Origin of the sequence: Billgrantia gudaonensis (assembly GCF_900100195.1) — a bacterium.
In the GTDB taxonomy this organism is placed as follows: Bacteria; Pseudomonadota; Gammaproteobacteria; order Pseudomonadales; family Halomonadaceae; genus Halomonas; species Halomonas gudaonensis.
On sequence record NZ_FNES01000003.1, the window covers coordinates 372,823 to 397,268 of the forward strand.

The 24,446-nt window shown below is 65.2% G+C and carries 25 protein-coding genes, 1 tRNA gene and 2 rRNA genes; 14 read left to right on the forward strand and 14 right to left on the reverse strand.

All coding sequences use genetic code 11. From position 1 onward, the window contains the following. Window positions 1–146: 146 nt before the first annotated feature. Window positions 147–833, forward strand: a complete 687-nt coding sequence (locus BLP96_RS05705) for an SOS response-associated peptidase (protein WP_089684003.1) — start codon at window positions 147–149, stop codon at window positions 831–833. After that, window positions 833–3,691 carry an insulinase family protein gene (locus BLP96_RS05710; RefSeq protein ID WP_089684005.1) on the forward strand — a complete coding sequence of 953 codons (2,859 nt, stop codon included), beginning with the start codon at window positions 833–835 and terminating at the stop codon, window positions 3,689–3,691. The genes BLP96_RS05705 and BLP96_RS05710 overlap by 1 nt, the downstream gene beginning before the upstream one ends. 60 nt (window positions 3,692–3,751) lie before the next feature. Here the strand turns inward: BLP96_RS05710 and sbcB are convergent, their stop codons facing one another. The 4 genes from sbcB to minC form a co-directional block, all read right to left on the reverse strand. Next, a complete protein-coding gene (sbcB, locus tag BLP96_RS05715; protein ID WP_089684007.1) occupies window positions 3,752–5,242 on the reverse strand; it encodes an exodeoxyribonuclease I in 1,491 nt (496 codons plus the stop codon). A gap of 85 nt (window positions 5,243–5,327) precedes the next feature. Next, entirely contained in the window at window positions 5,328–5,579 is a 252-nt protein-coding gene (gene minE, locus BLP96_RS05720) for a cell division topological specificity factor MinE (RefSeq protein ID WP_089684009.1), read from the reverse strand. Next, window positions 5,576–6,394 carry a septum site-determining protein MinD gene (gene minD / locus BLP96_RS05725; protein WP_089684011.1) on the reverse strand — a complete coding sequence of 273 codons (819 nt, stop codon included), beginning with the start codon at window positions 6,392–6,394 and terminating at the stop codon, window positions 5,576–5,578. The genes minE and minD overlap by 4 nt, the downstream gene beginning before the upstream one ends. 61 nt (window positions 6,395–6,455) lie before the next feature. Continuing rightward, complete coding sequence (minC, locus tag BLP96_RS05730) at window positions 6,456–7,193, reverse strand: septum site-determining protein MinC (RefSeq protein ID WP_089684013.1); 738 nt, start codon at window positions 7,191–7,193, stop codon at window positions 6,456–6,458. Between the two features lie 245 nt (window positions 7,194–7,438). Here minC and BLP96_RS05735 point away from each other — a divergent pair, with 245 nt between their 5' ends. Beyond that, window positions 7,439–10,222 carry a DUF349 domain-containing protein gene (locus tag BLP96_RS05735; RefSeq protein ID WP_089684015.1) on the forward strand — a complete coding sequence of 928 codons (2,784 nt, stop codon included), beginning with the start codon at window positions 7,439–7,441 and terminating at the stop codon, window positions 10,220–10,222. Window positions 10,223–10,302: 80 nt separating this feature from the next. Here the strand turns inward: BLP96_RS05735 and phbB are convergent, their stop codons facing one another. Then, the gene (gene phbB, locus BLP96_RS05740) at window positions 10,303–11,049 is read right to left on the reverse strand and encodes an acetoacetyl-CoA reductase (protein ID WP_089684017.1); all 747 of its coding nucleotides are present in this window, start codon (window positions 11,047–11,049) and stop codon (window positions 10,303–10,305) included. A 204-nt stretch (window positions 11,050–11,253) separates the two neighbouring features. Here phbB and BLP96_RS05745 point away from each other — a divergent pair. After that, window positions 11,254–11,330 (forward strand) — tRNA-Met (locus BLP96_RS05745). A gap of 57 nt (window positions 11,331–11,387) precedes the next feature. Here the strand turns inward: BLP96_RS05745 and BLP96_RS05750 are convergent. The 3 genes from BLP96_RS05750 to BLP96_RS05760 all read right to left on the reverse strand — a co-directional run bounded on the left by BLP96_RS05750 (window position 11,388) and on the right by BLP96_RS05760 (window position 13,948). Next, window positions 11,388–12,248 (reverse strand): protein phosphatase 2C domain-containing protein, encoded by an 861-nt coding sequence (locus tag BLP96_RS05750; protein WP_176761465.1) that lies wholly within the window; start codon window positions 12,246–12,248, stop codon window positions 11,388–11,390. Next, window positions 12,238–13,215 carry a kinase gene (locus tag BLP96_RS05755; protein ID WP_176761466.1) on the reverse strand — a complete coding sequence of 326 codons (978 nt, stop codon included), beginning with the start codon at window positions 13,213–13,215 and terminating at the stop codon, window positions 12,238–12,240. Before BLP96_RS05755 ends, BLP96_RS05750 begins: the two co-directional genes overlap by 11 nt. 64 nt (window positions 13,216–13,279) lie before the next feature. Beyond that, window positions 13,280–13,948 carry a vWA domain-containing protein gene (locus tag BLP96_RS05760; protein WP_089684020.1) on the reverse strand — a complete coding sequence of 223 codons (669 nt, stop codon included), beginning with the start codon at window positions 13,946–13,948 and terminating at the stop codon, window positions 13,280–13,282. A 174-nt stretch (window positions 13,949–14,122) separates the two neighbouring features. Between BLP96_RS05760 and BLP96_RS05765 the strand changes: the two genes are divergently transcribed. Then, window positions 14,123–15,058, forward strand: a complete 936-nt coding sequence (locus BLP96_RS05765; protein WP_089684022.1) for a tetratricopeptide repeat protein — start codon at window positions 14,123–14,125, stop codon at window positions 15,056–15,058. 24 nt (window positions 15,059–15,082) lie between these two features. On the opposite strand, the gene BLP96_RS05770 is transcribed toward BLP96_RS05765, so the two are convergent. Further along, window positions 15,083–16,261, reverse strand: a complete 1,179-nt coding sequence (locus BLP96_RS05770) for a MalY/PatB family protein (protein ID WP_089684024.1) — start codon at window positions 16,259–16,261, stop codon at window positions 15,083–15,085. Between the two features lie 43 nt (window positions 16,262–16,304). Between BLP96_RS05770 and BLP96_RS05775 the strand changes: the two genes are divergently transcribed. The 7 genes from BLP96_RS05775 (at window position 16,305) to BLP96_RS05805 (ending at window position 20,084) form a co-directional block, all read left to right on the forward strand. Beyond that, window positions 16,305–16,739 carry a hypothetical protein gene (locus BLP96_RS05775; protein WP_089684098.1) on the forward strand — a complete coding sequence of 145 codons (435 nt, stop codon included), beginning with the start codon at window positions 16,305–16,307 and terminating at the stop codon, window positions 16,737–16,739. Window positions 16,740–16,794: 55 nt separating this feature from the next. Further along, window positions 16,795–17,607, forward strand: coding sequence for a hypothetical protein (locus tag BLP96_RS05780; protein WP_089684026.1), 813 nt, complete (start codon window positions 16,795–16,797; stop codon window positions 17,605–17,607). Window positions 17,608–17,691: 84 nt separating this feature from the next. After that, window positions 17,692–18,105 (forward strand): acyl-CoA thioesterase, encoded by a 414-nt coding sequence (locus BLP96_RS05785; protein WP_089684028.1) that lies wholly within the window; start codon window positions 17,692–17,694, stop codon window positions 18,103–18,105. Continuing rightward, the gene (gene ybaK, locus BLP96_RS05790) at window positions 18,102–18,581 is read left to right on the forward strand and encodes a Cys-tRNA(Pro) deacylase (protein ID WP_089684030.1); all 480 of its coding nucleotides are present in this window, start codon (window positions 18,102–18,104) and stop codon (window positions 18,579–18,581) included. Before BLP96_RS05785 ends, ybaK begins: the two co-directional genes overlap by 4 nt. 75 nt (window positions 18,582–18,656) lie before the next feature. Next, complete coding sequence (locus tag BLP96_RS05795; protein ID WP_089684100.1) at window positions 18,657–18,983, forward strand: hypothetical protein; 327 nt, start codon at window positions 18,657–18,659, stop codon at window positions 18,981–18,983. Beyond that, window positions 18,955–19,476, forward strand: a complete 522-nt coding sequence (locus tag BLP96_RS05800; protein WP_089684032.1) for a DUF501 domain-containing protein — start codon at window positions 18,955–18,957, stop codon at window positions 19,474–19,476. Before BLP96_RS05795 ends, BLP96_RS05800 begins: the two co-directional genes overlap by 29 nt. A 56-nt stretch (window positions 19,477–19,532) precedes the next feature. Next, window positions 19,533–20,084 (forward strand): LOG family protein, encoded by a 552-nt coding sequence (locus BLP96_RS05805; RefSeq protein WP_089684034.1) that lies wholly within the window; start codon window positions 19,533–19,535, stop codon window positions 20,082–20,084. A 42-nt stretch (window positions 20,085–20,126) separates the two neighbouring features. On the opposite strand, the gene BLP96_RS05810 is transcribed toward BLP96_RS05805, so the two are convergent. Then, entirely contained in the window at window positions 20,127–20,627 is a 501-nt protein-coding gene (locus BLP96_RS05810; RefSeq protein ID WP_089684036.1) for a 3'-5' exonuclease, read from the reverse strand. Between the two features lie 57 nt (window positions 20,628–20,684). Beyond that, a complete protein-coding gene (locus BLP96_RS05815; protein WP_089684038.1) occupies window positions 20,685–21,203 on the reverse strand; it encodes a tetratricopeptide repeat protein in 519 nt (172 codons plus the stop codon). A gap of 226 nt (window positions 21,204–21,429) precedes the next feature. Between BLP96_RS05815 and BLP96_RS05820 the strand changes: the two genes are divergently transcribed. Together BLP96_RS05820 and yaaA are read left to right on the forward strand one after the other, a co-directional pair. Then, window positions 21,430–22,461 carry an NADP(H)-dependent aldo-keto reductase gene (locus BLP96_RS05820; protein ID WP_089684040.1) on the forward strand — a complete coding sequence of 344 codons (1,032 nt, stop codon included), beginning with the start codon at window positions 21,430–21,432 and terminating at the stop codon, window positions 22,459–22,461. Window positions 22,462–22,557: 96 nt separating this feature from the next. Further along, the gene (yaaA, locus tag BLP96_RS05825) at window positions 22,558–23,337 is read left to right on the forward strand and encodes a peroxide stress protein YaaA (RefSeq protein WP_089684042.1); all 780 of its coding nucleotides are present in this window, start codon (window positions 22,558–22,560) and stop codon (window positions 23,335–23,337) included. Window positions 23,338–23,354: 17 nt separating this feature from the next. On the opposite strand, the gene BLP96_RS05830 is transcribed toward yaaA, so the two are convergent. From BLP96_RS05830 to BLP96_RS05840, 3 genes are all read right to left on the reverse strand, one after another. Then, the gene (locus tag BLP96_RS05830) at window positions 23,355–23,930 is read right to left on the reverse strand and encodes an isochorismatase family protein (RefSeq protein ID WP_089684044.1); all 576 of its coding nucleotides are present in this window, start codon (window positions 23,928–23,930) and stop codon (window positions 23,355–23,357) included. A 223-nt stretch (window positions 23,931–24,153) separates the two neighbouring features. Next, window positions 24,154–24,269 (reverse strand): 5S ribosomal RNA (gene rrf / locus BLP96_RS05835). Window positions 24,270–24,350: 81 nt separating this feature from the next. After that, a 23S ribosomal RNA gene (locus tag BLP96_RS05840) occupies window positions 24,351–24,446 on the reverse strand; the annotation flags it as partial.

The following is a 24,446-nucleotide window of genomic DNA, read 5'->3' on the forward strand; positions in this document are numbered from 1 at the left end:
TAAGGGGAGTGAACGGGTGCCTCGCGGTCACCCAGAAGCGTAGAATAGCGCAGATCGAACACTGTTTTCGAGCGCTGCAAGCCCCGGATGCCTTCGCGTACCCTGCTACGTCAACCATCCTGGACGCGCCATCACCTGGAGGCACCATGCCCGGTCGCCTGTACGTTCCTGCATTCGATCCCTCCAGCCTGCTGCCCGACCTGCGCTGCCGGGATGCGCTACGCTGTTCGCCCAACATGGCGCCACGCCGCTCCCTGTCGATCCTGCGCAGCGAACGGGGAGAAACCTGCCTGCGGGATGCCTTCTGGGGGCTCACGCCGCCATGGCTGGAGGTGCTCGACAGGGCCCCACACTGTGCTCGGGCAGAATCGCTGACCTCGCGGCACATGTTTCGCGAGGCATTCAGTGCACGGCGCTGCCTGGTGCCGGCGGGCGGCGTCTACCTGTGGAAGCCGCAGCTCCGTTTCAAGCAACCCTTCCTGGTGGTGCGAGCCGATCGCGGCCCGCTGCTGCTGGCGGGTCTATGGTGCCGCTACCACACCAGCCTGACCGAGCATGCCGACTCCATGGCGCTGATCACGGTGCCTGCCAACGCTCTGCTCGCCCCGCTCGGCGACCGGCTCCCAGCCGTCGTTCCACCTGAAGCAGCCTCCCGCTGGCTGGACCCGGACACCCCGGAAGCGCAGGCCCGGGCCCTTCTCACCCCCCCCGACGAGGAACTGTTGGGCGCTTTTCCGGTATCAAGACGAGTGAACGATCCCGCGAACCAGGACCCCGCCTGCGCACACCCCACAGGGCCCATGCTGCGCTGGCCTCGCGATCAGGAGAGATGATGCACATCGCAACCCGTAACGTGTCACGCCGTCAGGGCTTCGGCCTGACACTGAGCCTTGCCGCCCTCGTATTGTGGTCGAGCCTTGCCGACACGGCGGCCGCCGAGCCCGAAGAGGTCGCCGACGTCATCACGCCGCGGGTCAGCCCCCACGACAGTCGCGACTATCGTGTACTGACCCTGGAAAACGGCCTCACCGCACTACTGGTCAGCGATCCCGACGCCGACCGCGCCGCCGCCTCGATGAACGTGGGCGTGGGCAGCGCCCAGGATCCGGACGACCTGTCTGGCCTGGCGCATTTTCTCGAGCACATGCTGTTTCTCGGCACCGAGCCCTTCCCGGAAGCGGACGCCTATCAGTCCTACCTGCGGAGCCATGGCGGCAACCACAATGCGTTCACGGCTCCGCAGGACACCAATTACTTCTTCGACATCGATCCCGAGGCGCTTCCTGGCGCCCTCGACCGCTTCAGCGCCTTCTTCGTCTCGCCACTGTTCAACGCCGACCAGTTGGAGAGCGAACGCAACATCGTGCACTCCGAATACATGGCCCGCATCCGCGACGACGGCCGCCGCGAGAACGACGTCCTGAATCAGGTGCTCAACCCCGACAATCCCACCACGGGTTTCGCGGTGGGAAGTCGCGAGACCCTCGCCGACCGCCCGGAAGGCGAGCCGTCACTGCGCGAGCGGGTCATCGACTTCTACGAGCGCCATTACGACGCCGCTGTCATGCACCTGACGGTCATCGGCCCGCAGCCGCTCGATGAGCTGGAGCCCCTGGTGACGGAACGGTTCGCCACCATCGAGGGGCGTGACGCGGAACGTCCGGTGATCGAGGCGCCGCTGGTCGAGGAAAGCCAGTTGCCCCGCTACCTGGAGGTGCAATCGGTACGCGACAGCCGTCAGGTGCGTTTCCTGTTCCCCATCCCCGACCCCACGGACGAATACCGTCTCAAGCCAGCCGATTACCTGGCCAACCTGCTGGGCCACGAAGGAGAGGGCAGCGTGCTCGCCGTACTGCGTGAAGCGGGCCTGGCCGACGGCCTCTCCGCAGGCGTCACGCGGGGCGACGGCCGCCACGCCCTATTCGAGGTGAACGTGAGCCTGACGCCGAAGGGCGCCAAGCGCCTCGCGATCATCGAGTCCACGCTGTTCGAGGCCATCGAACGGCTGCGCGAAGAGGGGCTCGATGCCTGGCGTTACGATGAGCAAGCCAAACTCGCCGAACAGGAGTTCCGCTTCCAGCAGCATGGCTCGCCGTTGCAGGAAGCCATGCGGCTGGCCATGAACCTGGCTCACTTCCCCATCGAAGACGTGCAGTACGCGCCCTACCGGATGGATGACTTCGACCGCGAGCGCATCGCCGACTACCTGGCCCGGCTCACCCCGGACCGCTTGATCCGGCTCTACAGCGGCCCCGACGTCGACGGTGAGCAGCGCTCTCCCTGGTTCGACGCCCCGTGGCGCGACGTGACCGACGCGGCAACGTCCGGGGCCTCCCCCCTGGCCGGTCTCGCACTGCCCGAGCCCAACCCGTTCATCGCCGAGGACCTGACGCTGCTCGACGTCGAGGACGAACGTCCTCGACAGCTGGCCGACGAGCCGTCTTTCGCGCTGTGGCACAAGGCTGACAGCACCTTCGATACGCCCAAGGTGGAGTGGCGCCTAGGACTGCTCCATCCCAACGCCAGCAGCACTGCGCGTCAGGCAGCACTCTCACAGCTGCTCGCTGGCTGGCTGTCCGATAGCCTGAACGAACGCTTCTATCCGGCCCGACTGGCCGGACACCATCTCGATCCTTATGCCCATGCCCGCGGCCTGACCCTGGCCTTCTCGGGCTGGCGCGACCGCCAAGACCGCGTGATCGCCGACACGCTCACGCAACTGCAATCCGGCGAGATACGCTCCACCAGCTTCGAGCGCGTACGCTATCGTCTGCAGCGCGAATGGCGCAATGCGCCACAGGCTGCACTCTACCGTCAGGGACATCGCATGCTGGGAGACGTGCTGCTGCGTCCCAGTTGGACGAATCAGGCTCTGCTGGAGGCCAGCCGCGAGATCGAGCTGGAAGACCTTCAGGCATTCCGAGACGACTTCCTATCCGAGCTGCGCCTGGAAGCCATGGCCGTGGGCAACCTCGATGCCGATCTGGCCCAGCGCCTGGGCAGCCGGGTCGCCGAGACGCTGACCCCCAATCTCGACAGCGAGGCGATCCCCGAACTCACGCCGCTGCGCGCCACCAGCGATCTGCCTGATCTGCATCCCCACAGCAGCCGCCAAGAGTCGCTGGTGTTGAGCTACCTTCAGGGCGAAGATCGCTCCCTGGAGTCTCAGGCGCATCTCGCCATGATCGGGCAACTGATCAACACCCCTTTCTACCACCGCCTGCGTACCCAGCAACAGCTCGGCTACGTGGTCAACGCCAGCTACACGCCGCTGCTCGACGCTCCCGGCATCAGCCTGCTCGTGCAATCACCCGACACTCCGAGCGAAACCATTGCCGAACACGTCCAGGCCTTCATCGACGACTTCGGCGACCAGCTCGCCGCACTGGACGAGGGGCAACTGGCGACCCACCGCCAGGCCGTACACGACGAGCTGCTCAAGCGCGACACCAGCCTTTCCGGCCGCGCCGACCGCCTGTGGCGCTCCCTCGCCTACGGCGACACCGACTTCGATCGCCGCGAACGGCTGGCCGAACGCGTGCTCACGGTGTCGCCCGAGGCTCTCCGCGAGAGCTGGACGGCACTGCGCAGCGGCCATGCCGTGAACGTGACCTTCGACCCGGGCGATGAACCCAGCGATACCGCAGCCCTATCCCGACGGCTGGACCCCTTGCCCGAAAGCCGTGAGTGAACGGCCGAATGCGACGACGCCCGGCCTGCTGACCGGGCGTCGTCGGGGAGAAACCGATCCTCAATCGAATGCCTGGGGCGGCAGCATCGACTCCACGTGCATCACCAACTCCTCGAGCAGTTGCCGGTCGCGCTCCCCGAGCGAAAGTTCATTGAGGCGCTCGATTTCGCGCGCGAAGTCCTTGAGCGTGAAGCCGGCGAGCACCGGATCGTTCATTCGTTCCCAGCGATAGGCTTCCCAGCGAGCCCGCTCTTCGTCGGTGAGAGTCTCCGGATAGCTGCGCGCCCGATAGCGGAAGAGCATCTCTTCGAGTCGCGGATCCTGGAAGGCGAAACGCGCCTCGACCAGTTCCCAGGGGTCGCTATCGCGCACGCGCTGCATCTGCTTGCGGTCGGCCGGCGAGAAGAAGCCGCCCGAATAGAGCATCAGGTCCGGATCCCGTGGCCCCTCCGGCGGCGGCTCGGCGAACACCGCCGCCGCCTTGCGGCCAACCTCGCCGTCACGGCTGAGCGCTTGCCAGTGGCGGCGACAGGCGTCGAGATCGAGCCCCAGCCGTGCAACGACCTCGCCATATTCGCCCTGGTGCGGCCCGGCCACGTCCTTCAGCGCCGCCGAAGGCAGTACCACCGGGCTGCGATTGATGTGAATGACCTTGAGCGGCACCCGCACCTCGCCCTCGGCCAGGTCGTCACCGCTGACGAAGACGCGCTGGCGAATCTGCTCGGCATCGAGCGTCAGAAGGGGCTCGGGATCCACCGACAGGTCGTAGACGATCACGCCATTGGGATTGGTAGGATGTTCGGCCAGCGGCATCACCAAGGCGCTGCAGCCACGGCTTGCCGGATAGCGCCGCGAGACATGCAGCACCGGCTTGCGCGACATCAGGTCGAGCCGTTTGGCGACTGCGCGCTTGCGCCGCAAGCCCAGGAGGTGGTCGAAGAGCTTGGCGTTGCGGCTGTGCAACAGCCGCGCCAGGGCGATGGTGGCTCGCACGTCGGCCAGGGCATCGTGAGCGCCGGCATGCTCGATGTCGTTGGCGGCGGTCAGATCCTCGAGACGGAAGCTCGGCGTTCCATCATCGCGCTTCGGCCATTCGATGCCCTCGGGACGCAGGGCATGAAAGGCACGCACCGCATCGATCAGATCCCAGCGCGAGTTGCCGTTCTGCCACTCTCGCGAGTAGGGATCGAGCAGGTTGCGGTAGAAGAGGTGACGGCTCACCTCGTCGTCGAAGCGCAGGCTGTTGTAGCCCAGGGCACAGGTACCGGGTTCGCTCATCAGGTCATGCACTGCACCGGCGAATTCGGCTTCGGGCATGCCGCGGCGGCGAGCCTGTTGCGGGGTGATACCGGTGATCAGGCATGCCTGGGGGTGCGGCAGGTAGTCGTCCGCCGGCTGGCAGAACCATTCCACCGGCTCGCCGATCTCGTGAAACTCGCTGTCGGTGCGGATGGCCGCGAACTGGGCCGGGCGGTCGCGCCGCGGGTCGGCCCCGAAGGTCTCGTAGTCGTGCCACAGGAAGGTCATGGGGGCGGCATCGGGCTTCGCCATGCGAAGGCTCTCCTGACTCGGCTCGCTGGGCCGCCCAGCCTAGCACAGCCCCGCCGGCGACACAGCGAAGCCGTGCCGCCGGGCGTCAGCTACGCGGCAGGGTGACGTTGAGTTCCAGCACCGAGCAGTTGTCCTCGCTGTCCAGAGTGATGTTGATGGCGTCGTCGTCCACTTGCACGTAGCGGCGGATCACCTCCAGCAGCTCCTTTTCCAGCATCGGCATGTAGTCGGGCTGGCCGCGCTGGCTACGCTGGTGGGCGACGATAATCTGCAGCCGCTCCTTGGCGACCGATGCCGATTTCTTGCGCTCGCGCTTGAGGAATTCCAGCAACTTCACCGGCGACCTCCTCCGAACATGCGACTCAGCAGGCTCTTTTTCTGCATTTCGTGGAAACGCAGCGGCACGTCCTCGCCCAGCAGGCGCGACACCGTGTCGGCATAGGCCTGGCCAGCGTCGCTGTCGTCGTCGTGGATCACGGGAACGCCATGGTTGGAGGCGCGCAACACCGCTTCGGACTCGGGGATCAGACCAACCAGATCAATGGCCAGGATCTCGCGGATGTCTTCGAGATTGAGCATGTCGCCGTCGTCGACCCGCGAGGCGTTGTAGCGCGTGATCAACAGATGCTCCTTGATGGGGCTCTGGTTGTTCTCGGCACGGCGCGTCTTGGAGGCAAGCAGCCCCAGAATGCGGTCGGAATCGCGAACCGAGGAGACCTCGGGGTTGGTCACCACGATGGCCTCGTCGGCGTGGTACATGGCCAACTGGGCGCCGCGCTCGATACCTGCCGGCGAGTCGCACAGGATGTAGTCGAAGTCACCGCTCAAGCTCTCCAGCACCTGTTCCACGCCTTCCGCCGTCAATGCGTCCTTGTCGCGAGTTTGAGAAGCGGGAAGGATGTGCAGGTTGTCGACTCGCTTGTCGCGAATCAGCGCCTGGTTCAACCCGGCTTCCCCCTGGATGACGTTGACCAGGTCGTAGACCACGCGTCGCTCGCACCCCATGATCAGGTCGAGGTTGCGCAGCCCCACGTCGAAATCGATGACCACTGTCTTGTTGCCTCGCAGCGCCAAGCCGGTGGCAATGGCCGCTGCACTGGTTGTCTTGCCGACCCCTCCCTTGCCGGAGGTCACTACGATGATCTTGGCCAAGTTGTGCTTCCTTTCGAACGGTTCGAAAATGGGGATATCGCGCCTGCTCGGCGATGGCGACCTATGTCAGCGGGGTAATCTCGAGCTGGGCATCGTCCAGCACGACCTGAACCGACGTCCCCAGCAACTGCGGATCGATGTCCTCGAGCCGCTTGTAGTTGCCAGCCACGGACAGCAGCTCGGCATGCAGCTCGCGACAGAAGATTCCGGCCCGGGCGTCGCCGTGAATGCCGGCCAGCGCACGACCACGCAGAGCGCCGTAGACGTGCACGCTTCCCGCTGCGAGCACCTCGGCGCCGGCATTCACGGCACCGATGACCACCAGATCGCCCTCGGGGGCCGTTACCTGTTGACCGGAGCGCACCGTACCTCGGTAAATGCGCCCGCTCCCGGCGGTGGCCTCGGCGGATGAGTCGGTCTCGGCAGCAGGTTCCACCGCCGGCGCCACGCTCTCGAGGGGGCGCACTCGGCTGCCGTCGCTGGGCGGAAACCACCCCAGCCCCAGCGCCCACGCCGACTGCTTGACCGGATCCTGGCCACCCCGGACTGCCACGGGCAGCAGTTTGTGAGCCCGACACACCGCACAGATCCGCTCGAGCGCCAGATGCGGCTCATCGAGCCGTTCGACGCTCAGCACCACCGGCGTATGCTGAAAGAAGGCCGGCGACTGGCTGAGCTTGCCGGCAAGCTGCTCACGAATGCGCTCGGGGTCAGCGCTAGTCAGCTCCATGACCGTCATCGGCAGCATGCCCCCCTTGAAGGTGAACGCCATGCTCGCCCTATCCACATTGAGACTCATTGCCGGACTCCAGTCGGTGATATCGGGTCGTGGGTCTAAAGCTAAGCGACTCCTCTGGCCCCTGCAACCGATGATACGTCCAACGCCGGCCCAATGACATTGTCGCCATTTGGCCACAGGCTGCCATTCCTGCGACTTTTCTGCCGACGTAACGCATGCTTAGATAGCCATGATGACCACTGCCGAGCCCACCGCGACATGCCGACGCGTCCGGGCCGGCATCCCGCGCTCGATCAGGACAGCCCATGCCCGGATTTCTTCGCCATCTTTTCGCCCCACGCTGGCAACACCCCGACGCCGACAAGCGTCGCCAGGCCATTGCTCGGCTCGATCCTGCCGACGCTGAGCAGCGAGAGGCTCTGGAACGGCTCTGCCAGGATCCCGTGCGTGAGGTACGCCAAGCGGCTCTGGCACGCATCGATGACGTCGAAATCCTGCTGCATCTATACCGCTCTCGCCCTGGCGACCTGGAGCTGCGCCGACGCCTGACCGACCTGCTGTCCGGAGCGACCGCCAGCGGCGACCTCGCCCATCGCCAGGCGATCGTCGAAACCCTCGACGATCCGGTGCTGCTCGGCGCCGTGGCACTGCAAGGCGACAATCAACTGCTGCGCCTGGCCGCCGTGGAGCGCCTGAAAGACGAGGAGGAACTGATTCGCCAGGCCTGTGAGAACGGCATCGCCGCCGTGCGCCATGCAGCCGCCGCCCGCGTGGAGAGCGAGGCTGGCCTGCAGCGGCTGACTCGAGAAGCACGCCGCGACCGTCAGGTCGTGCGCCGCGCCCGCGAACGCCTCAACCGACGACGCGCCGATGCGGCCGAGCTCGCTGCCGTCCGGGAGCGGCGCGAGGCACTGCTTCGCGACCTGGAGGCGCATGCCCATGCGCCCTGGGAACCGCTCTATGCCGGCCGCTACCGCCACCTGGTGCGCGAATGGGAAGCGCTCTCCGACCTGCCGGACAAGCACCAGGAACGACGCTTCCAGGATGCCAGCCAGCGCTGCCGCAAGGTGATCACCGACCACGAAGCGCGTGCCCATGCCGATGCCGAGATGGACCACCGCCGCGAGCTGGCCACTCAGGCCCGCGAATCACTGCTCGAGGCACTGGAGGAGAGCCTGACCGCCCTGCCCAAGGGAGACCGAATAACGGCTCAGGACATTGCCAGTCTGCGTGCTCAAAAGCAGCTGCTGGCCAATCGCTGGCAGGCTCTTTCCGACCGCCACGTAATCGATGCTGCACTCAGCGAACGCTATGCCGCCGCACTCACCGACTACGACCGCCTGCTGACCGCCTGGGAGCGCCTCGAAGCCGAAGCCCCGACCATCGGCACGGCCCTCAAGGAGCAGGACCACGAGTCCCTGGCAACTTCTCTCGAGCGCGCCGCTTGGCCCGACGACCTCCCCCCGACGCCCCTGCTGCAACGCGCCCGGAATGCGCTGGCCAACGCCGAGCCCGACCGGAAAAACGACCTCGACACCCAGCTGACACGCTTCGCCAGCGACTTGGAGCAGTTGGAGACGCTCCTCGAACGGGGTGCCTTCAAAGGCGCCAGCCGTCTATACCAGAGCCTGCGCCATCGATCCGAGGCCCTGCCCCGTGAACGCCTCGGCGGCCATCTTGCCGCCTTGAAACGGCTCGGCGCCCAGCTCGCCGAGCTGCGCGACTGGCGCAGTTTCGTCGCCGGTCCCAAGCGTGAGCAGCTGTGCCAGGCCATCGCCGCCCTGGCCGAGGAGCAAGGACTCAGCGACGCCGAACTCGACCGTCGCCACCGTCAACTGATCAAGGAGTGGCGGAGCCTGGGCGATGCCGCCGCCAACCAGACATTTTCCGACCAGTTTCGTACCGCTTCCGAGCGCATTCATGAGCGACTGACCCCCTGGCGCGAGAAACGCGCTGCGGAGCGGGCTCGCAACCTAGCGGCCCGCACCGCACTGTGCGAACAACTCGAAGCGCTGCTCAGCTCTCCGGCCGGCGATGCCGATCCCGACGCCCTGCGCCAGATACGCGATCAGGCCCGAGAGGAGTGGCGCCGCCACGCCCCCGTACCCCGCGACCAGGCTCAGTCCATCGGTCGCCGTTTCGGCAAGATCCGTCATGACCTGCAGGCGCTCATCGACCAGCGCGCTCGTGAAGTCGCCGATGCCAAGCAGGCGCTGATCGATGAGGCTCGCGAACTGCTGGATCAGGACATCCCCGCAGAACGCCGTGCCGAGGCCGCCAAGGCGCTCCAACGGCGCTGGCGGGCGCTGGGACGCGCGCCGCGCGGCGAGGAACAGGCCCTATGGCGCGAGTTTCGCGAATTGTGCGATCGCATCTTTGCAGCCCGCGAGGCACGACGCGACGATCGTGCCCAGAGAGCGCACCAACGCCTGGAGGCGATGCAGGAATTGATCGACCGTCTCGATGCCTGGCAGCCAACCAGCGCCAGCGAACAAGACGTGCTGGAACACGCCATCGACGAAGCGGCTACCCTGGAGCCACTGCCCTCGGGACGGCGCAGCGAAGGCATGCGGCGTCGCTGGAGTGGCATCGTCCGTGCTCGACGCGAGCGCTTGACCAGACTGGCCGTGGCCGACGAAATCCAGCACTGGCAGACACTGCGCCCCCTGCTCGACGCCCACCTGGCCGCCGATGCCGCCAGACTGGATGGCGATGAGCCACGTAACGTCATGCCGGACCCCGGCCTGCCTCTGCCAGACGACATGCGGAGCGCCCACGAGGCACGTAACGCGGCCCGCCATGACCCACCCAACGCCGATGACGTTGCCGAACGCCTGGCGCGACTACGCGTACACCTGTCGTTGCTCGCCATGGGACGCATCGATCAGCGCGACGAGCCGTTGCGCCTGGCCATCCAGGTCGAACGGCTCAACGAAGGGCTGGGGCGCGAGTTGAATCGTGCCGAGGAAGTTCGCGCCATTCTGCGCAGTCTGCTGGCCACCGGCCCCGTCTCGGCAGACCAGTGGAGCCGGGAAGTCGGAGAGCTCGATGCCTTGCTGACGCACCTCACCCACCTGCCACCGCCTTGAACCAAGGAGCGGACACGGAAACGGGAGGCAAGGGCCTCCCGTGTCCATTCGCTTGGTAGCGGCGTGACTTTCGATGGGTTTCAGCCCATGAACTGCCCCCCGTTGATGTCGATATTGGCGCCGGTAATGAAGCCTGACTCCTTGTCGGCCAGAAACACCACCAGGCGAGCGATCTCTTCCGGCGTGCCGAACCGTTTAACCGGGATCGTCTCACGAATCGCTTCACGCACTTTTTCCGGCACTTTCATGATCATGTCCGTGGCGATGTAGCCCGGCGACACGGTATTGACGGTGATCCCCTTGGTTGCCGTCTCTTGGGCCAGCGACATGGTCAGGCCATGCATGCCGGCCTTGGCCGCAGCATAGTTGACCTGGCCGAACTGGCCCTTGCGACCGTTGATGGACGAGATGTTGATGATCCGGCCATAGCCGTGCTCGAGCATCCCCTCGATGACGCTTCGGCACGTATTGAAGACACTGTTGAGGTTGGTGTCGATGACCTCGTTCCACTGATCGGGGGTCATCTTCTTCAAGGTGCCATCACGCGTGATGCCTGCGCAGTTGACGAGCACGCTGATGGGACCATGCGTCTCTTCGATCTCCTTGACGCCGGCAACGCAGGCATCGTAGCTGGTTAGATCGACCCCGGAGAGCGCGATGTTGTCGAAGCCGTCGGCCTTCTGGGCCTCGAGCCAGTTCTTCGCCTTTTCCGGGTTGTGATAGCCCGCCACGACCTGATACCCCGCCGCAGCAAGCGCACGACAGATCGCCGAGCCGATGCCACCGGTTCCCCCGGTGACCCAGGCAACGGGTGCTGATTGAGCCATAGTAAACCTCCCTGATCATGACGTTCTTACGTAATAGCCTGATGCAGCGTGAAACAAGCCCGCCTCGACAGGATGGGACCCGAAGCGCAGCCCCTGCAAGGCTCCTTACTGATTATGGACGCTTAGGCGCAAGCTGCACGAAGCGTGAACGTTGACACTCCACTTGACACGACACCGCTATCGCGTAGAATAACGGCACGTCGATGCGGGGTGGAGCAGCCTGGTAGCTCGTCGGGCTCATAACCCGAAGGTCGTCGGTTCGAATCCGGCCCCCGCTACCAAATTCCGAAAAGCCGACTCTTCTGGAGTCGGCTTTTTCGTGCTCTTTCTCCGACGACTCAGTCGAAAAGTTCCCGGGCCGCCAGTGCGATGGCGCGGTCGTCACCGGCCGTGCCTCGACAGAAGGCTTCGCTGTAGAAGCGTCGAACCAGTTGGCGCTCCCGCAACCGACCGCCGCGCAGATCGTCGAGCCAGTGGCTGAGCTGTCCGGCCACCCGACTGCCGTCATGGGCGACCAACTTCTCGGCGGCACCGTCGCTCATCAGCGCAATGCCCGTCACGCCTTCCATGTCACAGCAGCCCGACTGCACCTCGTCGAACGTCAAGCGCTCATCCACGAAGGTCGTCTGGTTGGCGAATTCCCCGCGTCCCGACTCGCCGAGCAGACTCAGCACCGGCATGAGCACCGGCTCCTCCAAAGTCTCGGCCTGCGGGTCCGGTTCGGCTTGTTCGACGACGATGGCGCCATCCCCGACCTTTAGCCACAGCAGACGCGCGCGCCCCACCGCGGCCATGAGCAGCGTGCAGCGCAGGTCGCGCACTTCGCGGCGCTGCGCCTGCGCCGCATCTGCCAGCACCCCCTGGGCATGCCTGACCATCAGCCGCGCAAGATCACGGCAGGCATCATCGTCGGGTGGCTCGGTGGTATCGAGCAGGGGTGCCACTTGGCTTTCCAACGTGACGAGCAAACGGCGCAGTGCGCCGGTGACCGTCTGGGCCCCCTGCTCGGAGGCAGCGGCACTGCCAGCACCGTCGGCCAACACCAGCAGCGGACGCGGGGACACGGTGGCCAGGGCGGCATCCTGACACGGCACGGCAGGCTCGGTCTCCAGGTGCGCGAGCCCAGCCACGGCAACGGCCAGGCTATGCCAGCCATCCTTGGTATCGTCGAGGCACGGCTGGCGGCGATCAACGCACACTCTGCGCCCTCCCCCCGACCTTGCCACTGGCCACGATCAGTTCACGCCGGCACTCGCCGCTCTCGAGCTGCTCCCGATAGGCAGTCAATGCTTCATGCCATTGTGACAGCGTGGTGCGCTGGCCGGGGTTGTCGGCCCCGTCGATGAAGGTGGTGATGAAGTGTTCCTGAACCTCGTTGGGCAATGCTTGCCACAGCGCGTACCAGTCGCCCTGGGGTACGCTGCGCTGACCACGCCCATAGGCGAAGTTGCCGCGCCGCAAGTTTCGCACCGGATCGCCACCACCCACGATGTCGTAGGGGTGGCGCCCCAGCATGAGGCACTTGAAGAGCACGATGGCAAGCGAGAAAGCCTCGCTGCGCGGCGTACGAACGATGTCGCGAAAGGCCTTGCCCTGGTGTTCCTTGGGCGTCATGTCGGGGCTGCCCACCGGACAGGGATAGAAGGTACCGCCCACGCGCAGCTGGTAGCTGTCGCAGTCGATGAGCGTCACGCTATCGCTGCGCGGTACGCAGAACACGTTGTTGAGATTGTAGTCGCCGATGCAGATGCCGGCGCGATGCAACTGCTGGACGATCTCGATGTAGCGCAGCAGGTAGCCGACGATCTGGCGACGATCGAGGTTCGGAAAGTGGCGGGCATAGAGCAGCGTATGGGCCAGACACCCCATCTTGACGCCCTGGGCACGATACATGGCGAAACCGATCCAGCGATGCTGATGGTCGAAGACACGAATCAACGGCCAGCACACGTCCTGGGTGGTCTGGCTATCGCGCAGTTCGCGCATGGCTTCCACCTTGCGGTGCAACAGCTCGCCGCGTTTTTCCAGCACCTCGGGGTAGTACCACTTCACGATGACGTCGGCACGTCCCCGCAGGGCGAATATCTCGCCTTCACCACCACTGGCCAATCGCTGTCCCAGCTGGCGCGCCTTGCCCAGCGAATCCATCACTACCTTGCTGCGCAACGCTGAGTCCCCTTTCGGCCGAGTCCACGACGACCTGGCCCTCGTCTGCAACCCGACGTCCATGTCAGATGCTGTCCCAGCTGTCGGTCGGCGGCAGCCTCACCTGCTCGGTGGTCGAGGCCGACGCCGACACGCGACTCATGCTGGCCGACAACCACTGGAAGAACTCGCGGAACTTGAGCCCGTCGAGCCGCTTGGCGGGACGCGAAGAGAAAGCGCTGAGCGCTTCCAGGTCCGCCTCCTCGACGCCCACCGGTATCACCACCGTTTTGCGCTGCTGGGCCAGAGCACGCGAGCGAGCGGCCACTCGCTCCCAGGCATCGGTGGGCACGCCGTCGCTGATCACCACCAGCCACGGCTGATAGTAGGCGACGCCGGCCTGGCGATACGCCGCGGTTCGTGCATCGAGCCGATCCAATGCCAGCTCCATGGCCTCGCCCAGCGGCGTCATGCCGGAAGCGGTGAACTGCCGACACTGCGAGATGTTCATGGCCGTGGTGAACGGCAACTGCTCGGTGACATGGCCACCCGCCGTGATCACCCCCAGTTCCACCGAACAGGCCGCCATGTCGTCTTCCTGAATGGCGGCGATGAACGACTGCACGCCGGCATTCAATTCACGCATCGGCTCGCCGAACATCGAGGCGGAGGTGTCCAGCACCAGCATGCAGGCGCAGCGCGGAGAAGGGTTGTCTATCAGGTCGCTATCGCGGTTGAGTCGGTATGTTGCCATCGACGGTTCCTCGTATCCGGTCGCCGTGCCCTTGTCCTTCGGCCGGCAACGAGCGTACCACAGGTGGCATTGCCGTTGCCGCGGGACGGGCCGAAAGTCGTTGTCGAGACCTTGAATCGCTGCGTCATCACCCGCATCTTCGCGGTACATCCACCATCACGGAACGCATTGCCCATGGCCATCGTCGACCCTCATAGCGGTGCGCCGCTGACGCCGGAACCGGACACGTCCAGCGAATCTTCGGCACAGGCGGATATCCCCGATGAACAGTTGATCATCGATGTCGACCGCAACAGCATCCAGCGGGTGCTGGAATTCTCCATGCAGGTACCGGTTCTGCTCGACTGCTGGGCCCCTTGGTGCCAGCCGTGCAAGACCTTGACGCCGGTCCTGGAGAAGCTCGCTCGGGAATACCGCGGCTCTTTCGTGCTGGCCAAGCTCAACATCGACGACAATCAGGACATTGCCGCCCAGCTCGGCGTTCGCTCGGTACCCGACGTCAAGCTGATCAGCCAAGGCGGCCTGGTGGACCAATTCCAGGGGGCACTGCCCGAGAAGGAGATTCGCGAGTGGTTGGGGCGCTATTTCCCCGCTCCAGAAGAGGCCCCGGCGAGTCCCGAAGAGCAGGCCGCCGAGGCGCTGGCCGCCGGTGACACCGAAACGGCGGGAACGCTCTACGAGCGGTTGATCGAACAGTACCCGCAGCACCATGCCTACCAGGTGGAACTGGCGCGCGTCAGGGTAGCCGAGGGAGACCACGATGCGGCGCGTCGTCTGCTTGACGACCTGCCCCCGGAAGAACGCGATGCGCCTCTGGCGCGCGGCGTGCGCGCCAGCATCGAGTTCACCGAAGAGGCGCCTTCCCGCGAGGAGATCGCCGCCTTGGAAGGGCGCGACGACAGCGAGGCGCTCTTCAAGCGGGCCCTGCGCCGAGTAGCCGACGGCGACTACGAAGGCGGGCTCGAAGGGCTGCTGGAGCTGCTCAGGCGCGACCGGGCCTATGGCGACGATGCCGCACGCAAGACCCTGCTGCGGGTCTTCGATGCGCTGGGTGCCGACCATCCGCTGACCGTGACCTATCGGCGCAAGCTGTTCACCCTGCTGTATTGAAACGCACTGCGGTCGAGCCCTGGCTCAGCCGCACAGCACGTCATCCAGGCGCATCAGTGCCTGTTCGAGCTGCAGTGCCGTAGTGCCGAAATTGAGCCTCACGAAGCCTGGCCAACCGAAATCGGCACCGTCGGAGAGCGCCACCCCGGCCCGTTGGAGCAGTTCCCGTTGTGGCGAGGCCGTGTGGTCGACCAAGCCTTCGGCATAGCGCAGATCCAGCCACGCCAGATAGGTCGATTCGGGGGCGCTCATGGCCACTCCAGGCCAGTCGGCAACACGGGCCTGCAGTGTCCGCCGGTGCTGACGCAATACCTCGAGCAGGGCATGGCGCCATGGGTTGCCGTGGGCATAGGCCGCTTCGGCGGCCACCAGACCGAGCACGTTGGCGTCCGGTACCAGTCCTTGAATCCCGGCAGTGAAGCGGTGGCGCAGCCGACGATCGGGGATCACCGCACAGGCAGCGGTCAATCCCGCCAGGTTGAAGGTCTTGGAGGGCGCCCAGAGCGTCAACGTTCGTTCGACGAGTCCGGGAAAGGCAGCCGCCAGCGGACGGTGGCATGCATCGTCGTCGAGCAGCAGATCGCAGTGCAGCTCATCGGAGACCACCAGCAGGTCATGACGCTCGACCAGCTCGGCCAGACCGGCCAGTTCGTCATGGCGCCACACCCGGCCGGTGGGATTGTGAGGGTGGCACCACAACAGCAGCCGAGTCTCGGGAGTGATCGCTGCTTCCAGGGCGTCCAGGTCGAGCCGCCAGGGCGCACCTGGCTCGGCCGGCTCGGCCAGCGCCGCCCGCTGCGGCAAACGGCCGGTACGTTCGGCCACCTTGAGGAACGGCGGGTAGATGGGCGTCATGGTCAGTATCCCGTCACCCGGCTCGGTCAGCGTCAGACTCACGAGATGCAAGGCCGGCACCACGCCAGGCAGCCAACGCTGCCAGCCGGGTTCGATGGCCCAGCCGTAGTGCTCCTGACTCCACTGGCAAAGGGTGTGACGCAAGCTATCGGGTACCAGCCCGTAGCCGAAGACTGCATGGTCGACCCGTGCGCGCAGTGCCTCGACCACCGCCGGCGGGGAGCGGAAGTCCATGTCGGCCACCCACAGCGGCAGCACGTCATCGCCGTAGCGATGCCATTTCTGCGAGGGCCAGGCTCTTTCGCAGGGGTGGCGACGCTCGATGGGCGTGGCAAAATCGAACTCCATGTCCTTTCCTCGACTCAGGGAACCGCCAATGATGACCGAGACGATGCCGCAAAGCGGCTTCTATGCCAAGGCACGCCAAGGGATGCCGGGGCTGATCGACCAGTGGCGCCGACTCGGCCGCGGCGATGCCGACCGCCTCGCGCTGATCCTCGCGGAGACGGCGCGAGTGGCGCACCTCGGAGACCCCGAAGCGACTCCCGACGGCGCCACGCTCAAGGCCTGGAGTCAGCCAGGCGCGCAGAATGACATCCCCCTCTGGGCGGCACGCACCGCCACCTTCCTGCTCGTGCAGATGCCCGCTCGTCCGATGCCGCAGAGCGAGCAAGAGGCCTGTTCCTGGGCCTACTGCTGGCTGCTCAATCGCGATTTCGACAGCGTGGAAGCGGCTCGAGAAGCGTTGCCGGAGCATCTGCGCGAGCGCCTCGTTCACGCGGTCGGTGCCGCCTGGGCCGACCGCCAGGGGCTGCGCCTGATCTGACAAGCACCGGTGAGGCAGCGCCCGTCGGCACCTCCCCCCTACGCAAGGATGACACATGGACGTTCCCCTGAGCTGGCAACTGGCCAAGCTGCTGGTCTCCATCGCTATCGTGCTCGGCCTATCGGTGATTGCCGAGCGGGTCAGTACCCGTATCGCGGGGTTGCTCGCTGGCTATCCGCTGGGCACCGCCATTGCGCTGTTCTTCATTGGCCTGGAGATATCGCCAGGCTTCGCCGCCGACAGCGCCGTCTTCAGCCTGGCCGGCTTCACCGCTACCCTGGCACTCGGCGCGGGCTATCTGATCGGCGGCCGCCGTGATGGGCTGCGCGGGATACTCGGCGGTACGGCATGCGGTATGACGGCATGGCTGTTGGCCAGCCTGCTGCTGACGCGTGTCGACTTCACGCGACTCTCCGGCACCCTCACCACCCTGGTGGCCATCGGCGCCTTCACCTGGCTCTACCGCCACCTGCCCGATACCCGGGCAGCAGCACGCGGCGGCTTTCGCTGGCCGGCGCTGGCCTTGCGCGCGGGCCTGGCCACCGCCATCGTCTTTCTCATCACGGCGCTGGCGCATCTGCTGCCGGCTTCCTGGTCAGGCATGCTGGCCGCCTTCCCCATTTCCATGTACCCGCTGCTGGTAATCCTGCACCTAACGCATGGTGCCGCGCCGGCCGCCACGGTGATCAAGCACTATCCGGCGGGGCTCGGGGCTTTGCTCTGTTATACCCTGTGCGTATCGCTCACCTATCCCTCCCTGGGGCTCGCCACGGGGACCTTGGCCGGATTCGGCGTCGCCACTCTGTGGCTGCTCGGCTGGACGAGACTGCAGACTTGGCATGCTCGGCGCGCCCTGGCCGGAACTTGACCTAGCGTTTGCTCGGGGCAATGCTAACAACCGGCCCATCGTCCCGTGCCACTCTCAACGACAATGATCTGACAGGATACGCCCATGTTCGTGCGCACCATCGAGCCCGCCTTCTACGACACCGACGCCCTCGGCCACGTCAACAACACCCGGCTGCCGGCCTGGTTCGAACTGGCTCGCAACGACCTGTTCAAACTGTTCACCCCGGACCTCGATCCGCGCCGCTGGCGGCTGATCATGGCCCGCATGGAGATCGACTACCGCGCCGAGCTGCACTACGGCCACGAGATCGAGCTGCGCACCTACCTGTCACGGCTAGGCAACAGCTCCTTCACGGTGGCGCAGGAAGCCTGGCAGAAAGGGGAAATGACCAATCTTGGCCACACCGTGCTGGTGCACTTCGATCACGCCACGAAGCGAGCGGTGCCCATCGAAGGCGAGCTGCGTGCCGCCCTGGAAGCGCACTTGCAACCCGTCGAGGAAGCGGAGCAGGCATGACACCGGCTGTACGACGACTGGAGCACGATGGGGCCGACTTCACCGTGCTGCGCTACGACCACGACCCACGCACCCAGGCTTACGGCGAGGAAGCCATCGACGCACTGGGACTCGACCCAGCGAGCGTTTTCAAGACGCTCGTCGCCCGACTCGACGATGGCCGTCTGGCGGTCGCCATGGTGCCGGTATGCACTCGGCTGGACCTCAAGGCACTGGCACGAGCGGCGGGGGCACGCAAGGCGGCAATGGCCACGGCCGAGGCGGCCGAACGCGCCACCGGTTACGTGCTGGGCGGCATCAGTCCGCTGGGCCAGAAGCAGCACCTGCCAGCCTTCATCGATTCCAGTGCCGAGACGCTCGGGACCATCCACGTCAGCGGCGGGCGACGCGGCCTGGAAATCCGCCTCGCGAGCCGAGACCTGATTCGTCTGACCGAGGCTCGCCTCGCCCCGTTGACGCGCAGCGAAACGTCATGAGCCGAAAGCGTCGTTGCGCTGTCACAACCGATAGGCCCCGCCAGCGCGGGCCATTCTTGTCATCAGGAGCCGACCATGGCCATTCGCTATACTCTCTGGCTCGACCCGGACGACGTGGCCCAGCACCGTGCCGTGGAGGCCGACCTCGAGCGCTACTTCATGGAACGCTTCGCCGACTACCCGCACATCCGCTTGTTCGGGGCCGATCCCTACGATTATGATGCGCCGTTCAATCGCCTCTACGGCGTGCTGATAGCGCGGGCCCACGAGTACTGTGAGCGTCAGTGGTGTTACGTTCCCACGCCGGAGCAGCTCAACCGCACCTTCTTCCGCGCCGTAGGCCGCTCCAACAAGTTCGTCCGGGATCCTGCCGATGGTGATCAACGCCAATCAGACGCCTGATGCTCGCCAACTGGCCATCATCGCCGAGCAGTTGGGCCGCACTCCACGCGGCATCGAAGCGGTGGCCGCCATGGACGGCATGGGCACACCGCTGGTACTGCGCATGGCGCCCATCGTCGACGGCAAGCCCTTCCCCACTCTCTACTGGCTGTGCGACACCCGCCTGAAGATCGAGCTGTCGCGCATCGAGGCCGACGGCGTGATCAAGCGGCTGGAGAATCGGCTGCGCGACGACCCCGACTTCCTCGCCGCCTACTACGAGAGTCATCGAGATTACGTCGCCACTCGCTGGCGCTGCATGAGCGACGCCCAGCGGGCCGAGATAGCACGCCTCGGCTACGAAACGGTATTGACCCAGCGCGGCATCGGGGGCATCGGCAACTGGGGTCAGGTTCGTTGCCTGCACACCCAGTACGCTCACCATCTGTGCGGGAACAACGTCATCGGGCGGTGGCTCGATGCCGAGTTCGAGGTAGCCGATTGCCTGGCGTGATGCTCCTCCCCCCCTGCAAGGCCTGATAGGATGGAATGCCTTTCAAGGAGGTACGCATGGCGAGATTCTGTGTCTATCTAGGCTCCCGCGAAGGCCGCGACCCAGCTCATATGAAGGCAGCACGCGCACTGGGCGAGGAGCTGGCCAGGCGCGGCCATGGCCTGGTATATGGCGGTGCTCGCATCGGCCTGATGGGCGAGCTGGCCAATTCCGTCCTGACTGCCGGCGGCGAGGTGATCGGCGTGATGCCCGATCACCTCGTGGAGCGGGAACAGGCTCATGAAGGGCTGCCGACGCTGATTCGTGTAGCCAACATGCACGAGCGCAAGGCCAGCATGGCCTCGTACGCGGATGCCTTCATCGCGCTGCCCGGCGGCATCGGCACTCTGGAAGAATTGTTCGAAGCCTGGACCTGGCAATATCTGGGGCTGCACGACAAGCCCATCGGCGTACTCGATACCGCCAGCTTCTTCACGCCGCTGCTCGACTTCCTCGATGCCACGGTAGAGCAAGGCTTCCTCAACCCCGCTACCCGCGACTGCCTGCTGGCGGCCGAAACGCCACCCGCGCTGCTGGACGCCCTTGAAGCACGGCTAGCCAGCTCATGACGGATTCGGCCACCGCCGTGAGTTCGACACACGGATGGAGGCTCACTGCTGCGCCGCTAGCTCGCGAGTCCGCAGGTAAGTGAGCTGCAGCAGGCGGGCATCGTCAGCGGCACGATGTCGGTGGATGCCCAGTTCCTCCACCAGCGCCTCGCGGGTGACATGCCAAAGCGCGAGCTGACGCTCGTCGAGCAGCAGACGCAGGGCCTCGAGACGAAATGCCGGCAGCAAGCCGGCATGATGGAAAAGCAGCGACAGCCAGGTGTTGTCGTAGCCCCAACTGTCGCTGTAGGCCACGCCGATCTCTCCCAACTCATCGTTGAGCCAGCGCGCCACCCGGGCCACAGGCAAGCCTTCGCGCGCCAATCGTGCCCGGGAAATGCCATGCAGCAATTCCGCCTTGGGGTCCCAGTGGGTCCATTCCTCCAGCGGCTGCACGAGAAAGGCGCAGCTGCTGCCGTCAGCGCGTGCCAGGCCGATTTCTATCGGGTAGCTGCCGCGCCCGAACCCGGACGCTTCGATATCCAGTAGTGTCGGAAGCGTCACGAGAGGCAAGGATCCTTGAAAACGGGCACACACGAGACCGACGGAGCGGAGGGAGGGTCAGTGTCGCGCCTGGACGCGTTCACTGTCCAGTTCGATCTCGTCGAACGGCAGGTGCTGCTCGGCCAATCTCTCCCAGTGAGCCGCCTGTGTCGCATCCACGGGCAGCCCCAGCTCACCGTTGCGATACGCCTTGCCGAGGCGAGCGGCCGCCAGAGAATGGCCCGCCTCCCCCGCGCGCGCGTACCAGGTGACGGCGCGATCCTCGCGGCGCGGGTACTGGACGCAACCGTGTTCGAAGATCAGTCCGGCCTGGTACTGAGCCCTGAGATCGCCGCCCTGAGCAGCTTCCAATACGTAGCGGGCACCGCGCGCCTTGTCCTGAGGACTCACGCCACGATGGAAAAGCATGTGCCCATACAACGACAGCGCCGCCGTATGCCCAGCATCGGCGCAACGTTCGAACAGGTGCAGGGTCAACCGCTGCGTACGCGGTGAGCGTGGCAACCAGCGCGTATGAAAGAGCTGTTGGGCAAGACGGTATTCGAGCCGGGTGAACAGTGACGATGCCTGCGTCATAGCAAACAACCTTGCATCCCGTATGGTGGTCGACCTGACTCCCGCACCATCCCATGGGCGTCGTCATGGCTTGTCATCGCTTGCCGTCCGGACTCCGCCGGGGCCTGTGAGGGTGGCCAGCATACGCCCGCCTCGACGGCGACTCAACCCTTGTCGTTTGCGGCTCTGTCATGCCCCGGCTACCATTGGCTAGCGATACTGATGACCCCTTCCACAGGAGTGACGGATGCAGACGCGACCGCTGGGCGACACGGGAATCGAAGTCAGCCGACTGTGCCTTGGCACCATGACGTTCGGCGAACAGAACACTGAAAGCGAAGCCCACGAGCAGCTCGATCGCGCCGTGGCCTTCGGCATCAACTTCATCGATACCGCCGAAATGTATCCAGTCCCTCCACGCCCCGAAACCCAGGGTCGCACCGAGGCCTATATAGGCAGCTGGCTCAAGACGCGCACCAGCCGTGACGATGTCATCATTGCCACCAAGGCTGCCGGACCGGGACTCGACCACATTCGCGGCGGGCCACGCCTGACCCGCAAGCATCTCCACCAGGCCATCGACGACAGCCTTGCGCGTTTGCAAACCGATTACGTGGACCTCTACCAGTTGCACTGGCCGGATCGGCGCAGCAATTTCTTCGGGCGGCTCGGTTACGTGCACGACGAAGAGGAAGACGCCACCCCGCTGGAAGAAACCCTCAGTGCACTCAAGGAGCTGGTGGATGCCGGCAAGATCCGCGCCATCGGACTCTCCAACGAAACGCCCTGGGGCGTGATGCGCTGTCTGCAGCTGGCCGACACCCAGGGGCTTCCTCGTGTCGCCTCGGTGCAGAACCCCTACAACCTGCTCAATCGCTCCTTCGAAGTCGGCCTGGCAGAGATCGCCCACCGCGAAGGCGTCGGTCTGCTCGCCTACTCGCCGTTGGGCTTCGGGGTGCTTTCCGGCAAGTATCTCGACGGCACACGACCCGCGAACGCCCGCCTGACGCTCTTCGAGCGCTTTCAGCGCTATACCAGCCCCCATGCCGAAGAGGCGACCCGCGCCTACGTCGAGATCGCTCGCGAGCATGGCCTCGACCCGGCCCAGATGGCGCTGTCCTTCGTCAATTCGCGCTCCTTTCTCACCAGCAACATCATCGGCGCCACCACCATGGAGCAACTGGAAAGCAACCTGGAGAGCGAGTTCCTCAAGCTCGACGACGAGGTATTGGAGGCCATCGAGGCCGTTCACGCGCGCTTCTCCAATCCTTGCCCCTGAACCCTGCGGGCATGGCCTGGCTATGGCCTCGATAGCCCAAGTCCGCCGGGCGGCTTGGTATACTGACCGCCGATCCACCGGCCACAGGAGCGCCCCATGCTGAGCGTGATCTCGCCCGCCAAGTCCCTGGACTTCGAGACGCCCCCCACCACGGCTCACCATACCCAGCCCGACTTCCTCGACCGCAGCCAGACGCTGGTCGACATCCTGCGTGGCTACTCGCCACAGCGACTCAGCGAGCTGATGGGCATCAGCGACAAGCTGGCCGGCCTCAATGCCGCACGCTTCGCGGAATGGCAGCCCCCTTTCACACCCGAGAATGCCAAACCCGCCGCCCACGCCTTCCAAGGCGACGTCTATCAGGGGCTGGCCGCGGATACTTTCAGCGAAGCCGACAACGCCTTCGCCCAGGAGCACCTACGCATCCTCTCCGGCCTGTACGGCCTGCTGCGCCCGCTCGACCTCATCCAGCCCTATCGCCTGGAGATGGGCACCCGACTGGAGAACCCCGCAGGCAGGGATCTCTATGCGTTCTGGAAACCGCTGCTCACCGAGGAGCTTGGCAAGGCAGTGGCCGCCAGCGGCAGCCCGGTACTACTCAACCTGGCATCCAATGAGTACTTCAAAGCCATCGACCCCAAGCGTCTCAAGGCTCGAGTCATCACACCGGTATTCAAGGACGAGAAGAACGGCAAGCTGAAGATCATCAGCTTCTACGCCAAGAAGGCGCGCGGTCAGATGGCAGCCTGGGTGATCCGTCAGCGTCTCGACGATCCGGAGGGGCTGAAGGACTTCGACGTAGCCGGCTATCGTTACAACGCGACTCTCTCCGAGGGCGATACCCTCGTCTTCACGCGTGCCGAATCAGCCAGCTAACTCTGCCCGGCAGCCTGTCAGCAAAACCGCAAAGGCCGAGCGGCTCTGGGCTTGAGAAAGTGGCGGTGAACCGACTTGAAGCGTTCGCCATCACAGCGCTCCAGCCACTCGTAGGCCGCCATGTCCGCGCTGACCGGCACCGCCCCGGCCTGCACCATGCGTGACCTGGCCAGGGCGGCCTCTTCGGCACGCCGGCTGGCAGTGGCATCCGCCAGCCAATAGACCTCATAACCCGCTTCGAGCAGTCCGAGCCCCGTCTGCAGCACGCAGATATGGGCCTCAGTGCCGCATATCACAACCTGGTACCGCCCACTACCGGCCAGTGCATCGGCAAAATCCGGTTCGGACATAGCGCTGAAATGAACCTTATGCCATAAACGATGCCTCGGCACGGCCTCGAGAAGACGAGGCGCGCTGCCTCCCAAACCTCTCGGGTTCTGCTCCGTCACCCATACCGGCACGTCGAGAGCTTCGGCTACCCCTCCCAGCCAGCTAGCTTCGGCTACCGCCTGATCGCCACCATCTATCACCGGGACCAACCCTGCCTGTAGATCGACGACCAGCAACAGACTCTTGTTTCGCTCTAGGCGCATGGAAAAGTTCTTCCCGTTTCATGGTCGAGCCACCAGCATAGCCTTTGGTACTACAGACGCGAAATCCCCTGTCAGCACTGCCCCAACGAAAAGCCCCGAGCTCAGGCGAGCTCGGGGCTTTTGAATGAGCGCCTGCCGCGATTCGGGCCGGCCTTGCGCGACTCGCCCGGGGAGGCCCTTAAACGACGAAACCCCAGCCATTGGCTGGGGTTTCTGAATAAGTGCCTGACGATGACCTACTCTCGCATGGGGAGACCCCACACTACCATCGGCGCTGAGCGGTTTCACTGCTGAGTTCGGCATGGGATCAGGTGGTTCCCACTCGCTATGGTCGTCAGGCGAAACACCGTGAATCATGCCGACCAACGTCTCGTCGTATCCGTCAATCGTGCGCGTCATGCGCAGACCCCTTGGGGTTATATGGTCAAGCCTCACGGGCCATTAGTACCGGTTAGCTCAACGCCTTGCAGCGCGTCCACACCCGGCCTATCAACCAGCTGGTCTTGCTGGGCCCTT